13 protein-coding genes are annotated in these 12,532 nt (G+C 48.5%); 8 read left to right on the top strand and 5 right to left on the bottom strand.

Going from position 1 to position 12,532, the window contains the following annotated elements; all coding sequences use genetic code 11:
• Positions 1-32 precede the first annotated feature (32 nt).
• Positions 33-842, top strand: coding sequence for a bifunctional hydroxymethylpyrimidine kinase/phosphomethylpyrimidine kinase (gene thiD / locus AC6I3O_RS26775; RefSeq protein ID WP_300915554.1), 810 nt, complete (start codon positions 33-35; stop codon positions 840-842).
• Entirely contained in the window at positions 839-1,513 is a 675-nt protein-coding gene (tenA, locus tag AC6I3O_RS26770; protein WP_497853775.1) for a thiaminase II, read from the top strand. The genes thiD and tenA overlap by 4 nt, the downstream gene beginning before the upstream one ends.
• A 4-nt stretch (positions 1,514-1,517) precedes the next feature.
• On the opposite strand, the gene AC6I3O_RS26765 is transcribed toward tenA, so the two are convergent.
• Genes AC6I3O_RS26765 through AC6I3O_RS26755 form a run of 3 tightly spaced genes read right to left on the bottom strand, consistent with a single transcriptional unit; the run spans position 1,518 to position 3,911 of the window.
• Positions 1,518-1,925, bottom strand: a complete 408-nt coding sequence (locus tag AC6I3O_RS26765; RefSeq protein WP_016220694.1) for a hypothetical protein — start codon at positions 1,923-1,925, stop codon at positions 1,518-1,520.
• A 26-nt stretch (positions 1,926-1,951) separates the two neighbouring features.
• On the bottom strand, positions 1,952-3,238 hold the full coding sequence (locus AC6I3O_RS26760) for a sensor histidine kinase (protein ID WP_159757860.1): 1,287 nt from the start codon (positions 3,236-3,238) through the stop codon (positions 1,952-1,954).
• A complete protein-coding gene (locus AC6I3O_RS26755) occupies positions 3,228-3,911 on the bottom strand; it encodes a response regulator transcription factor (RefSeq protein ID WP_497853772.1) in 684 nt (227 codons plus the stop codon). Before AC6I3O_RS26755 ends, AC6I3O_RS26760 begins: the two co-directional genes overlap by 11 nt.
• Before the next feature lie 379 nt (positions 3,912-4,290).
• On the opposite strand from AC6I3O_RS26755, the gene AC6I3O_RS26750 reads away from it, so the two are divergent.
• From AC6I3O_RS26750 to AC6I3O_RS26725, 6 genes are all read left to right on the top strand, one after another.
• Positions 4,291-4,836 carry a hypothetical protein gene (locus tag AC6I3O_RS26750; protein WP_497853770.1) on the top strand — a complete coding sequence of 182 codons (546 nt, stop codon included), beginning with the start codon at positions 4,291-4,293 and terminating at the stop codon, positions 4,834-4,836.
• Between the two features lie 375 nt (positions 4,837-5,211).
• Positions 5,212-7,461, top strand: a complete 2,250-nt coding sequence (locus AC6I3O_RS26745) for an ABC transporter substrate-binding protein (protein ID WP_286082699.1) — start codon at positions 5,212-5,214, stop codon at positions 7,459-7,461.
• Positions 7,403-8,338 carry a carbohydrate ABC transporter permease gene (locus AC6I3O_RS26740; protein ID WP_016220689.1) on the top strand — a complete coding sequence of 312 codons (936 nt, stop codon included), beginning with the start codon at positions 7,403-7,405 and terminating at the stop codon, positions 8,336-8,338. Before AC6I3O_RS26745 ends, AC6I3O_RS26740 begins: the two co-directional genes overlap by 59 nt.
• Positions 8,339-8,390: 52 nt before the next feature.
• Positions 8,391-9,182, top strand: coding sequence for a carbohydrate ABC transporter permease (locus AC6I3O_RS26735; RefSeq protein ID WP_081643959.1), 792 nt, complete (start codon positions 8,391-8,393; stop codon positions 9,180-9,182).
• A gap of 77 nt (positions 9,183-9,259) precedes the next feature.
• Entirely contained in the window at positions 9,260-10,663 is a 1,404-nt protein-coding gene (locus tag AC6I3O_RS26730) for an efflux RND transporter periplasmic adaptor subunit (RefSeq protein WP_497853766.1), read from the top strand.
• A gap of 8 nt (positions 10,664-10,671) precedes the next feature.
• Positions 10,672-11,916 carry an ABC transporter permease gene (locus tag AC6I3O_RS26725; protein WP_497853764.1) on the top strand — a complete coding sequence of 415 codons (1,245 nt, stop codon included), beginning with the start codon at positions 10,672-10,674 and terminating at the stop codon, positions 11,914-11,916.
• Between the two features lie 80 nt (positions 11,917-11,996).
• On the opposite strand, the gene AC6I3O_RS26720 is transcribed toward AC6I3O_RS26725, so the two are convergent.
• Positions 11,997-12,224 (bottom strand): DUF2188 domain-containing protein, encoded by a 228-nt coding sequence (locus AC6I3O_RS26720; RefSeq protein WP_300825755.1) that lies wholly within the window; start codon positions 12,222-12,224, stop codon positions 11,997-11,999.
• Between the two features lie 19 nt (positions 12,225-12,243).
• On the bottom strand, positions 12,244-12,501 hold the full coding sequence (locus tag AC6I3O_RS26715) for a hypothetical protein (RefSeq protein ID WP_497853762.1): 258 nt from the start codon (positions 12,499-12,501) through the stop codon (positions 12,244-12,246).
• Between the last annotated feature and the right edge of the window lie 31 nt (positions 12,502-12,532).

Here is a 12,532-nt window from a genome sequence, read left to right as displayed (position 1 = left end):
CTTAATAAAAATAATGCAAAGGAGAGATAGCAATGAGAACAGTATTATCAATCGCTGGGACAGACCCTAGCGGAGGCGCCGGGATTCAGGCCGATCTGAAAACGATGACCATGAACGGTGTTTTCGCCATGAGCGCCATTACGGCGCTGGTAGCGCAGAATACCACCGGTGTAAGAGAAATTGTAGAGATGACGCCCGATTTTCTCGGACAGCAGATTGACGCGGTATTTGAGGACATCCCGCCCGATGCGGTGAAGATCGGTATGGTGGCCTCCTGCGGACTGATTGAGAAGATTGCCAAGCGGCTGCGCTTCTATCAGGCGGGGAACGTTGTGGTGGACCCGGTAATGGTGGCTACCAGCGGCGACCGGCTGATTTCCGAAGTGGCGGTGGATACACTGAAAACCTGCCTGCTCCCCCTGGCGGCTGTGGCTACGCCCAATATCCCGGAGGCAGAGATCCTGTCCGGCATGGCCATTCAAAGCCAGGAGGATATTGAAGCCGCGGCCAGACAGATCAGCGGCGCCTATGGATGCGCGGTCCTGCTCAAGGGCGGGCACAACATCAACGACGCCAATGACTACCTCTATGCGGATGGCGCGGGGACATGGTTCTACGGAACTCACATTGATAATTCCAATACCCATGGAACCGGCTGTACGTTGTCCAGCGCCATAGCGGCAAATCTGGCCAAGGGATTTGACCTGCCCACATCCATCCGGCGGTCCAAAGAATACATCTCCGGCGCGCTTAATGCCATGCTGAACCTGGGGAAGGGCCGAGGACCCATGCAGCACAATTTCAATCTGACCGGTGAATACGCAAAGGAGGCAGAGTCATGAAAACAACCATAAAGACAACAGAACGGCTTTTATCCGCAACAAAAGACATTTGGGCGGCTTACAATGAGAATCCCTTTGTGAAGGGTATCCAGGACGGTACTTTGGAGCAGGCGAAGTTTAAGTATTACATCATTCAGGATTACCTTTATCTGGAGGAGTATACGAAGGTGTTCGCCCTGGGCATTGCCAAGGCAAAAAGCCCCGAAACCATTCAGCTTTTCTCCAGGTATGTGACCCTGCTGACCGAGGGAGAGATGGATATCCATCGGGGCTATATGGGTAAGTTCTCAGTTTCACGGGAGGAACTGGAGGCAACGCCCCGGTCGCTGGACAATCTTTCCTATACGTCCTATATGCTCCGGGTGGCTTATGAAGAGGGGGAGGCGGAGATTCTGGCCGCTATCCTGTCCTGTGCCTACAGCTATGAGGTGATTGCCAAAAAGATTGTAGAGAACAATCCGTTGGCACAGGATCATCCATTCTACGGCGATTGGGTCAGAGGCTACGCTGATCCCCATTACGGCGAAGCGAACGTCCTGCTGCTGGAAATGACAGACCGGCTGACCCTGCACTATACCGAACAGCAGGTGCGGCATCTGGAAGATATTTTTGTGGCCTGTTCCCGCTACGAGCTGGCTTTCTGGGAGATGGCCTGGAACATGAGCAAATAGGGCGCTAATTGTTGTGATAATGGAGCCTGCCGCTGTCTGTCTCTATAAACCGGATGTCATATATTTCCCCTAGTTGTGCGGGATAGGATTCCATAATTTCACCGTTATACTGGATGCTGATGATATCCCCAACCTTTGGAGTGGGGGATTTTGGCATATATTCTATAGGAATTGAAATGCGGTCAGAGGATGATAATTCAGCAGAGCCCTCTACAGGTTCGACCAGTAAGGAATGCTCGTCGGCTTCTATAATGGCAGCCGAAAAAGAAGCCGAATGCTTTTTGTCATCCGCTGAAGCTGCAGGATTGCTGCTGTCTTCCTTTAAGTTTCTGGAAAAGAGTATAAATACGGTAAGGCATATTATGGCGGCTGCGGTTATTATCCAGAATGTAGGTTTTTTGTAGTATGGCATGTGTTTGATCCTCCTGTCATTTTTGATTATATCTGCAAATAGAAAGTACTTCCGCCGCCGTCTGTATCCTGCACGCCAAGCTTTAATCCCTGGATTTTTGCAAGGGTAATGGCAATGGACAGGCCAAGTCCGAAATGGTCTTTTTTATTTCGGGATTTATCACTTTTATAAAAGCGGTCGAAGATAAATTCTTTTTCCTCGTCAGGGATTCCGGGGCCATGGTCCACGACGAAAACCAGTGTATGGGGATGGCAGTGTTCAGCCCTAAGAAGGATTTTTCTTGAAGGCCGCGTCAGAGAATATGCGATGGCGTTATCGAGCAGGATGGTCAAAATCTGTCGGCATAGTTCGGGGTCTGCTGATACTGGCGGAAGCGGCTCCTCCGGCAGGCGTAACTGCAGGGTTCCGTTTTTGGACAGGCAGAGCGGTTCGTAAAGCTCCAAAAGGCTTAGGAGGAGATCGTCTATTTCAAATTTCCGTTTTCTTACAGCCCATTCCCTCTGTTCGGCAGAAGCAAGGAGCAGAAGATTTTTAATCAGGGCGCTTCCCCTGCGGCATTCGTTTTTAATAACAGAAAGCAGACGGGTATCCTCTGCTGAATGGGAAGAGACTGCATCTGCGGTCATTTGGATGACTGCAATCGGAGAACGAAGCTCATGGGAGGCTGCGGCTACAAAATCCTGCTGCTTTTGGTATGTTTCTTCCAGAGGGCGCAGGGAACGGCGGACGAACCAGCGGCCGCTCAGAAAGAGGAGCAGGATTCCAAACAGGTCGATAAATAAATAGAAACATCCGGTTTTCAGGGATTTCTTCCTGCTGTCAGAGATGTCCTGCAGCAGGGTGAGCTTTTTATATCCGGCAGGGGTCTGGAGGACAAGGATATTCCCAAGATAGACATCCCGGCTGTCTCCATGGATTTGAAATATGGAGGTCTGCAACATGTTTGAGGAGATAGGGTAGGAATCTGTGAAAATGCCTTCCTTGTCCGCAGCTTTTTCTGCATATGAAAGAAGAATCTCCCGTCTCGTATCCGGTCTGTATGAACCAGGAAAGAAAAGGGGCGAGTTGTTTTCTTCTATATGAATGATGAGCTGGTTTTTCTCCTCCATCTGTGCCAGAAACAGATCCGTAAAGTGGGAATTACCCTGAAGCTGGAACATCAGAGTAAAAAGATGTTTTTGGAACAGTGATTCCTGGCGGTTTTCCTGTGAGGTAAAGTAGAAAAGAAATGTTATGGACAGGATAAAAGTTATGATCAGCCCGGTACTTAAGGTATAAAGAAAAACTAATTTTCTCTGTAGTTTAGGAAACATTGCCGTCCTCCAATCGGTATCCCATGCCATGTACTGTGGCAATATTTGCGCAGCTCCCTAAAGAGCGCAGGTGTTTTCTGAGGAAATAAATATATGTATCAAGATTGCCGTCTTCTACGGCGCTTTCCGAACCCCAGACACGCAGGAAGATCTGTTCCCTTGTCAGGGTCTTTCCCGGATTGCGTAAGAAGAATTCCATGAGGAGAGCCTTTTGTTTGGAAAGGCGTTGCTCTTTTTCGTTGCAGGTCAGAATCCTGGCCTCCATATCGAACTGGATATCCAGAAAGGATAGACAGGTCTGGTCTGAAAATGCAAGGGGCCTTCTGGAGAGGGCGCGGATACGCGCAAGGAGCTCCTCTATGGCGTAGGGTTTTACCAGATAGTCGTCTGCCCCGCAGTCCAGGCCGGCAATCCGGTCGTCTACAGAACTCAGTGCAGTTGTCAGGATGATGGGTATGCTGATGTGATTCTGGCGGATGGCTTTCAGGATGGCCAGTCCGTCGAGCTCCGGCAGCATGCGGTCCAAAAGAATTAGGTCGTAAGCGCCGGACATGGCAAGATAGATCGCCTCACTTCCGGCGTGGCAGCAGTGAACAGTATGTTTTTTGGCAGAAAGCTGTAATTTTAAGGCGCTGCATAATTCTCTGTCGTCTTCTACAATTAAAATACGCATCTTTCACACTCCTTACTTTGAATCATATAAATCACAATGCGATTCTATCATTATGGCAGACTGCGGACAATAACCTCGTTCTCTTTTGCGAAATGAAGGGCCGTTTTTGTATTTTATAAATCTTATTTTCTGGTGTGGATATAGAAATTAAAAATAGGAGCTTGATTTATATCAAACTCCTATTTCAGAAATAATCATAAAAACTATAGCAGAAGGGGTCATACTCAACTGCTTATTAGTATAATACCACTTCAACAATATCATGTCAAATTTCCTTGGATTATAATTTCACAAAAATTTTAGCAGTTTTAGAGTTTTTTTAGAGAATGGCTTGGTAGGATATATATGACAAATATTTTAGAAAGGCAGGATTTTAGAGATGGCAAATGAAGGAAAGAACAGAAACCGAAGATTATGCGTCATGGCAGTTGCAGCCTTTTTGGCGTTGTTGCTTGTAGCATGCGGAAGCGGAAAAGAAGACAGTACGAAGGATACAGATACACAGGGAGCTTCAAAACCGGAAAAGAAGACGGAAGATACACAGGCAGGGCAGACGCCGGACAGCGACAATCCAGAGATAGCCGGGGAGACGGAAAGCACAGGCACACCGATAAACGGACTGTCAGTAGAAATAGGAGAAGTTTTAGAAGGCTCTTTTACGGGAAAGGAGATTCAGACAGACGACCAGGGAGATGCGGGGCAGGTTGCGGTGCTTGACCCGGAGGAAGCGAAACAGTTGGAGATTGTATTTACAGAACAGACCACCTTCACGGTGCGCTCATCTACGGATATGGGGGCAACGCATACAGATACACCGGGCAGCAGCAGTGATTTGGCAAGCGGCAGGTCGGCAGAAGTATCAGGTACGAGGGATGGCGATACCATACATGCTTCTTCCGTAATGATTATGGATTTTGGTAATTGAGCAGATGAGCTGTTTTATATTGGCAGGATGGAGTGGATGTACATAATATGAGATGGTACTAAAAAGGGCTCGCCGGGAAACAAATCATTTTCCGGCAGGGCCCTTTTTAGCATCCTCTTGGTTACAGGGGAGGAATCGAGGCAGATGTGGAGGAGCCAGAGTCAGGGGCGGTGGTGAATGTAAAATGCTGTGAGATGATGGAAACCTCAAAAAAACCTTAACAAAGGGCGGAAAAGTAGTTTTGTTCTTGGAAGTCTTTTTGAGGAAAAATGTGTATAGTGGTAGATAGCATTTATGACCTGCCTGCTTTCAGCAAGCTGGCGTGCAGCTGTTCATAAACTGCGCATTATGTATGTATGAAGGGAGATTATGTGAATGAAAATGGGAAGGCATGGAAGATACGTAAAGCGTACGGCGGCATTTTTGTTATCTGCCGTATTGGCAGCAGGTTTATTATCCGGCTGCGGCAAGGGAAAAACGGAAGAACAGAATAAAGAGAATACTTCTGTGAAGGGCCGTTATGTGGAGAATGATATGGAACTGCCGATACAGGAGGGGGAGAAGATCCTGAACATGGCAAAGTCAAAGGATGGAAACCCGGTTCTATTTTCAGAGGCAGAAGATACGAAGGTATTCCGTTATGAATATAAGGAAGGGAACTGGGAACAGACTCCGCTGGACTGGATTGGCCAGCTTTACGGAGGGCAGAACCTCCGCCTGCAGGAGATACAGGAAACAAAAGAGGGGGCACAGATTGCAAGAAGTACGGACGAAGAGATGCTTACGCATATTGCAAAAAGTGAGGACGGACAGACAGGTGCTGAGCAGTCCATTCCTTATCTTAGCCAGCAGGGCGATAACGGATACCCTGCGGTGACCAATCTTCAGGTTGACGGGGCAGGAAACTACTGGCTGAGTGACATGTACCAGTCAAAAGTGGTAGTGATCGACGCATCTTCGATGGAGGTCATGCAGGAGCTTAACAGTGTAGAAGGCAGTTCCAGTGAGCAGAGGATGCTTTTTGCGGCGGAAAACGGGGATATGGCAGCAAATACGGAGGATGGCGTGGTTACGGTCTATGATTCCGGGGCAGCAGAGAAGGGCACGATGAAGATTGACCAGCAGGAAGGGATCATGATGTGCGGTAATGAAGAAAACTGGTACATCATTTCCGGAGAAGGTATCATGCGGATGGTATTGGGCAATGAGGTTGGAGAAGTAATCCTGGATGGCACGATGGCGTCAATGGGATCTTCTTTGAACCGTATAGCGGGATTCATAAAAGGGCAGGAGGATGATTTCTATGTCCTCTACAGCCAGCCAAAAGCGTCAACGTGGAGCCTTATGCATTATGTGTATGACGCCGAGGCAATGGCGGTTCCCGAGAATACGCTGAGGGTATTCGGCCTTTCGGAAAATGCGACGGTAGAGGATGCGCTTCTCGGATTCCAGAAGGCACATCCGGATGTTAAAGTAGAATTCCTGACTTCGGGGAAAGAGGAAGGGATTACCATGGACGATATCCGTACCCTGAACACAGAGCTGCTTGGAGGAAACGGGGCGGATGTACTTCTGTTAGACGGCCTCTCGGCAGAGTCGTATATTGAGAAAGGAATCCTGGCTGACCTGACAGACCTGGCAGATGAGCTGACAGCGCAGGAGACGTACCTGGAATCCATATTGAAAAGCACAGCGCAGAAGGACGGAAAGATATACGGAATGCCGGTGAAATTCAGCATGCCGGTTATATACGGAGATGAAAATACAAAGGCAGCGCTGTCATCCCTTGACAGCCTGAAATCCTACTTGGAAGAGCATCCCCAGGCAAGCATATTTGGAATTGCGCAGAGGGATTATATCCGTGATTTCTTATTTCAGATGTATCAGGATGAGGTTATTAATAAGGACGGCAAGGTTGACCAGGAGAAGCTGGCAGATCTGCTGGAGATAGAAGTTAAGATTGCGGCAAATGCGCGGGCGGAGATATTCGACGAGGACGGGTCGGCCCAGATGGATATGGGAACGGCGGCAAAGATTTTCCAGCAGGATATGTTCAGCAACGGAGGAAGCGCGGCCATTATCAACCATCCGGACAGCGTCGCCACCAGTAAGATTGCAAGCGTGACGGATATGATGACCCCGTATACGCTTATGCGTCAGATGAGTCTTTCACCGGATACACTGGATGGGCTTTATATACCGAAAGGTATCATAGGAATTAATAAAGACACAAAGCAGAAGGACATCGCAGAGGAATTTGTGAAGTATCTGTTTTCGCCGGAAGTACAGGGCAAGCCAGTAGGAGACGGATTGTCGGTATTGGAATCCGGAATGGGAATCCTCAAGGAGGAGCTGGCAAGTGAATATGCAACAGGGCTTGTGACCATGTCAAGCTGGAAGTTTGAAGGCGAGGAAGAGATTGTGCTGGATGTAAGCTACCCGACAGAAGAGGAGGTCGATGGCCTGATTGCCATTTGCCGCACATTAGAGAAGCCGGCTACACAGGACTGTGTCATCTGGAATATTTATCAGACAGAGGCAGATGAATGTCTGGGAGGAAATGTTGATGCAAAAACGGCAGCAAAAAACATCGCACAGAAAGTGGATACGTACCTTGCGGAATAAAAAGAGATCGGAAAGACAAGGAAGGGAGGTCAGGAACGGATACCTGTTCCTGCTCCCAAGCCTCCTGGGGACGGGGGGCTTCGTGCTCATTCCATTTATGGATGTTGTCAAAAGGTCTTTTCAGCAGGCAGTAGGCAGCGGATTTGTGGGCATGGAAAACTACCGGATGGTGGTGGAGAATGAGGCGTTTCGCTTGGCAGCAGGGAATACGGCGAGATTCATGGCGGTCTGCCTTCCCCTGCTTCTGGTCCTGTCGCTTGGCACAGCGGTTTTAGTAGGCCATGTGACAAAGTTCCAGAGATGGATGAAGACAGGGTTCCTTCTTCCGATGGCGATTCCGGCGGCATCTGTAGTGGTTTTCTTTCAGATGGTATTTGATGAAAAAGGATGGCTTGGGCAGCTTGTAGGAATATTCGGGATTACTGGACGTGACTGGCTTGCGTCTGACTCGGCGTTCTGGATACTGGTTGCCTGTTATATATGGAAGAATCTTGGCTATGACATGATACTCTGGCTCGCGGGGCTTGGCGCGATTCCAGAGGAGCAGTATGAGGCGGCAAGGGTACAGGGGGCGGGAGAATGGGCCTGTTTCTGGTATATTACCCTGCCGCAGTTAAAAGAAACAACATTTGTAACGGGGCTCCTTTCGTTTGTAAACGCATTCCGGGTATTCCGGGAGGCGTATCTGCTGGCGGGAGACTATCCCCATGAGAGTATTTATATGCTGCAGCATCTTTTCAACAACTGGTTTGTGAATCTGGATATTCAGAAGATGACGGCGGCGGCTGTGATGTTAGTCATTCTGACAGGAGGGATACTGGGTGCGGAAGAATGGTGGAAAAATCATACAAAGAAAATCGAAGAGCGGAGGATATAAAGTGCTGGTGCAGTGGGCTCTTAGGGTGTTCCTTCTGATTGTCCTTGCGGTTATGGTATTTCCGCTCTTTATGCTTACTGCAAATTCTCTGATGGGAAGACAGGAACTTCTGGAAACATGCGGCGCGGTGCTTGCAGATTATGGGGAAAGTGCAAAACTGCGTGTTTTCCCCATGTACCCGACATTGCGCGCGTATGTCCGCCTTTTGCTGGATTCGCCGGAGTATTTTACCGCTTTCTGGAATTCCATGATACAGACCATCCTGGTGCTGGCAGGGCAGCTCCTTGCAGCGGTGCCTGCGGCATGGGCATTTGCCCAGTTCCGTTTTCCGGGGAAAAAGGTGCTGTGGTTTCTTTATATGCTTCTGATGATCCTGCCGTTTCAGGTAACAATGGTATCTGGGTATCTGGTCCTGAATACGATGGACTTAATGGACACCCGTGCGGCGGTGATCCTGCCGGGTATTTTCTCCACACTGCCGGTATTTATCCTGCAGAAGACCTTTGCAGGTATTCCGAAGGAACTGCTGGAGGCGGCAAAGATTGACGGCGCCGGGGACTTAAGGATATTTGTATCTATGGGCATACCGCTGGGGATGCCAGGTATTTTCTCTATCCTGATACTGGGATTCCTGGAATACTGGAATACAATCGAACAGCCAATGACATACCTTAAGACAGAGGCGCTGTGGCCCCTGTCGCTTTATCTGCCGCAGATGGTAAATACGGAGATTGCGGCAGCTTTTGCGGCATCCATCATAACACTGCTTCCGGCGCTGCTTTTGTTCTTCTATGGCCAGGACAGCCTGGAACAGGGGATTGTGGCATCCGGGGTGAAGGCTTAACCACTTTTTACAGGGATATGTATGGGTTCGCTTGTCTGTCAACGAGACAAGACACTAATTATGGAAGGATTGACGAAGTGGACAGGAAAAAAAAGATAAATCAAAAATGGATGATTCGGATTATTGCCGGATTTCTGATCATTATGGCGGCCGGCGGGGTTATTTCCAGAGCGGCAGCCTCTATGCTGGTAGCTCAGGTGGGAGTAGAGAAGGTGGGACGGGGAAAGCTGTCTTATTCTTACGATGGGAACGGTACTGTGGTGACGGTACAGCAGGACCAGTTATTTTTATGGCCTGAACAGCAGGTGGAATGGGTGGCAGATCCGGGAAGCACGGTAAAAGCGGGGGAGCGTCTGGTTCAATTCCGTAAGGAGTATCTGCAGCAGTCAATTGATAAGAAACAGGCTGAACTGAACCAGTTAGAATTGCAGGTATCACAGCAGCAGGTGTCTGCCAGGGAACCGGCGAGGGTTCCGGCAACGACAGGGGCAGGACAGACGCTTTCCGAGGCGCAGCTTGGGCTTCAGACGGCCCAGCAGAAAGCGGCGGAGGCGGAGGCAGCCTACAACCAGTTTATTAATTCGCCTGTACCGGATGGGGAAGAGGACGACGTTGCTGCGAAGAAGCAGGAGCTGGAAGCAGCACTTCAGGAAGCGAATGCAGAAGTACAGACAGCCCAGCAGGCCGTAAACCAGGCACAGAATGCTTATGAACTGGCAAGACAGGAGGATGCGGCCCAGAATACGAATGCAGCAAATGCAGCCCAGGCGGCGCTTTTGGGAGCCGAAGCAGCGCAGGTGCAGGTTGAACAGGCCAGAAAGGAGCTGGAACGGCTTTTGTCCTATCAGGCGGCAGACGGTAAGATCTGCGCAGTTTTAGATTGTACCGTATTGCAGGTTGGTGTGCAGGCCGGCGCGGTGACTACAGGCTCGGAAATCTTTGTGACTGGGAGCGGCGGTTTCCAGCTAAAGGGCATGGTCAAGGCAGAAGATAAAGAAAAATTAAAGGTCGGCGCCGAAGTGGGAGTCCAGCTTGCAGCAGGGAAGAAAAAAACCGTAAAGATTGAATCCATAGGAATGGAGACGGGAGAAATAGCAGAGGGAGGCAGCGTGGACGATGCGGCAGGCCAAGGCGCTTCTTCTATGCAGACATTCTGGCGAGCGCCGCTTCCGGAGAATACAAATGTGGGAGGCGGGGAACAGTTTACCTGGAGTATTGAGACCTCATCAGAAAAAGAGTATGACCAGATTATACCGCTTAGCGCACTGCGGGAAGATGCAAATGAAGCGTACTGTCTGGTTCTTTCCGAGGAAGACCGTATGCTTGGCACGCTGCAGACTGCAAAGCGCGTTCCGGTTACTGTGTTAGAGAAAGATGCGAAAAGTGCGGCAATCACTTCCACGCTTACGAACACGGATCAGGTGATTGTATCATCTGAAAAGTATGTGGTAGAAGGAGACCGGGTAAGGCTGAAAGAGTAAAAACGGATATGCGGATGATAATTATCTATGAAAGTGATAAGAATGGGATCAATGCATTTTGTATGGAAACAGGCATAGGTGAGAGAATGAAAATAAGATGGCAGAAAATCAGAATCCTGGTGCTGATGCTGGTATTTGTCATGGTAAATATCTGGATCATAAACGGGCTTTTGCGGTTAAAGGAACAGGCAGACATGATGTCCTTATCTTATCCGGCAGGGGCAGTGACAGAAACGGCTTTTGAGCAGTGGAAAAAAAGTGAAGACAGTGAGATTTTTTCAGAAGGGGCAGTCTGGAAAGCATGTGGGGATTTCAAAGTGTTGTCCGAGGATACCGGGCACGACCAGAAAGTATCCTGCTATCAGATGAAGGGGCAGCCGGCCGCCGTCTTTGGAAAGGAGCTGGCTGTCGGAAGGTATTTTACGGAAGGAGAAAAGAATGTCTGTCTGCTTGACCAGGATACGGTTCGGCAGTTGTTTGGCTCGGATAATGTGCTGGGGTTGGAAGTCAGAATGGATGAAAAGAACTGGCAGATTGCCGGAGTGCTGAAAGGGAGTGCTCCTATCTGTGTGATTCCGGCAGAGGAAGGAGAAGTATTTGACGGGATTACGGTACGCAAAAAAGAGGAGGACCAGTCTGTAAATCAGGCGGTCAGTATCATTGAAGCGCTATTTGGAAGCACTGACGGCCAGCAGATAGACGGCCAGCTGTATTATGTTCTGGATAGTCTGCTGTATTTTATGATTCTGGCAGTTTCCCTGATTGTGATTGGAATTGCGGCTTCGAGGAAAACCCGTAAGAAGCCAAAAGAGATGGAGAATGAAAAAGCGGGGGAACAGATGGGTGCTAAAGCGTCGGAGATTGGCAGACGGTGTATCTTGCCGTGCTGTCTGGCGGCAGCGCATGTGATAATGATAGCGGGAGTAAATGCGGCGAATCCGGGAAGCGATTACCTGCCTACCTACTGGTCGGATTTTGAATTTTTCAGCAGGCTTTTTAAGGATAAGGCAGAACAGATACAAAGTCTTGCCGTTCATCAGGAGTTTTTTGTCTGGCAGAAGATGTTTGGCCTTTGGCGGAGGGTTATTCTGGCGGAGGTTCTTGCAGGGGTATTGATACTGCTGGTCTGTATGGATTTCCTTTTGCACCTGCGGGTTCGCAGGAAGAAAAAGGGGAGAGGCTGGATTGCTTCACTTGTACATCAGATTAGGAGAGTAGGAATGTGTGGTGAGAGTTGTGGTAGAGTAAAATAGAAATTATTATTATTTTCTGAAAAAGTGGTGCTGAGAGGTTCAGCACCACTGGTGTAGTAATTTAAAATTATAGCTAAGATTTAAAATTTAGTATCTTTGGGTGGACAAGGATCATTACCGTAGCTATCCTTATCACGAATGCGGCCATGTCGGTCATGAATTACAAGTTCTGACTGCTGGCGTATCGCAATATCTCTGCCGTAAGCAATTGCTTCTTTTTGTGTATCAAAAGTTTTTGTTGCCCGGACTGCATTTTCTCGTTTTAATTGCCATTTCCCATCATTAGGAACTACATGTTGATTTGCCATATAAAACATCTCCTTTACATTAAGCTGCTGTATAGTGTTTCCAGGGTATTCTGGATGGGTGAATATTTGCCAGGAAGCGTACAATATCTTTGCGACCGTCGTATGTTGGAATACCTTTTTGGTTCTGCGCCATCAGAATTATAGGAATATTTCTAAAGTAACGCATAAAACCTAGGCGAATGGATTCTTTTTCTGTACTGGTTAAAACATGTGGTTTTACAACCACAATTGCAAAAGTAACCCCTTGTTCTTTAATGAGAGCTCCATCAAATGACATATTTTTTCCTCCTTCCTCATAAAACTGGGAA

The sequence above is a fragment of the Sporofaciens sp. St.21A7 genome, assembly GCF_059728535.1.
The sequence above is the reverse complement of the archived record's forward strand: the minus strand, read 5'-3'. Positions and strand labels throughout refer to the sequence as shown.

Coding starts and splice junctions, on each gene's coding strand:
- thiD (WP_300915554.1), top strand. CDS start 33: ATGAGAACAGTATTATCAATCGCTGGGACAGACCCTAGCGGAGGCGCC.
- tenA (WP_497853775.1), top strand. CDS start 839: ATGAAAACAACCATAAAGACAACAGAACGGCTTTTATCCGCAACAAAA.
- AC6I3O_RS26765 (WP_016220694.1), bottom strand. CDS start 1,925: ATGCCATACTACAAAAAACCTACATTCTGGATAATAACCGCAGCCGCC.
- AC6I3O_RS26760 (WP_159757860.1), bottom strand. CDS start 3,238: ATGTTTCCTAAACTACAGAGAAAATTAGTTTTTCTTTATACCTTAAGT.
- AC6I3O_RS26755 (WP_497853772.1), bottom strand. CDS start 3,911: ATGCGTATTTTAATTGTAGAAGACGACAGAGAATTATGCAGCGCCTTA.
- AC6I3O_RS26750 (WP_497853770.1), top strand. CDS start 4,291: ATGGCAAATGAAGGAAAGAACAGAAACCGAAGATTATGCGTCATGGCA.
- AC6I3O_RS26745 (WP_286082699.1), top strand. CDS start 5,212: ATGAAAATGGGAAGGCATGGAAGATACGTAAAGCGTACGGCGGCATTT.
- AC6I3O_RS26740 (WP_016220689.1), top strand. CDS start 7,403: ATGCAAAAACGGCAGCAAAAAACATCGCACAGAAAGTGGATACGTACC.
- AC6I3O_RS26735 (WP_081643959.1), top strand. CDS start 8,391: ATGGTATTTCCGCTCTTTATGCTTACTGCAAATTCTCTGATGGGAAGA.
- AC6I3O_RS26725 (WP_497853764.1), top strand. CDS start 10,672: ATGCGGATGATAATTATCTATGAAAGTGATAAGAATGGGATCAATGCA.
- AC6I3O_RS26720 (WP_300825755.1), bottom strand. CDS start 12,224: ATGGCAAATCAACATGTAGTTCCTAATGATGGGAAATGGCAATTAAAA.
- AC6I3O_RS26715 (WP_497853762.1), bottom strand. CDS start 12,501: ATGTCATTTGATGGAGCTCTCATTAAAGAACAAGGGGTTACTTTTGCA.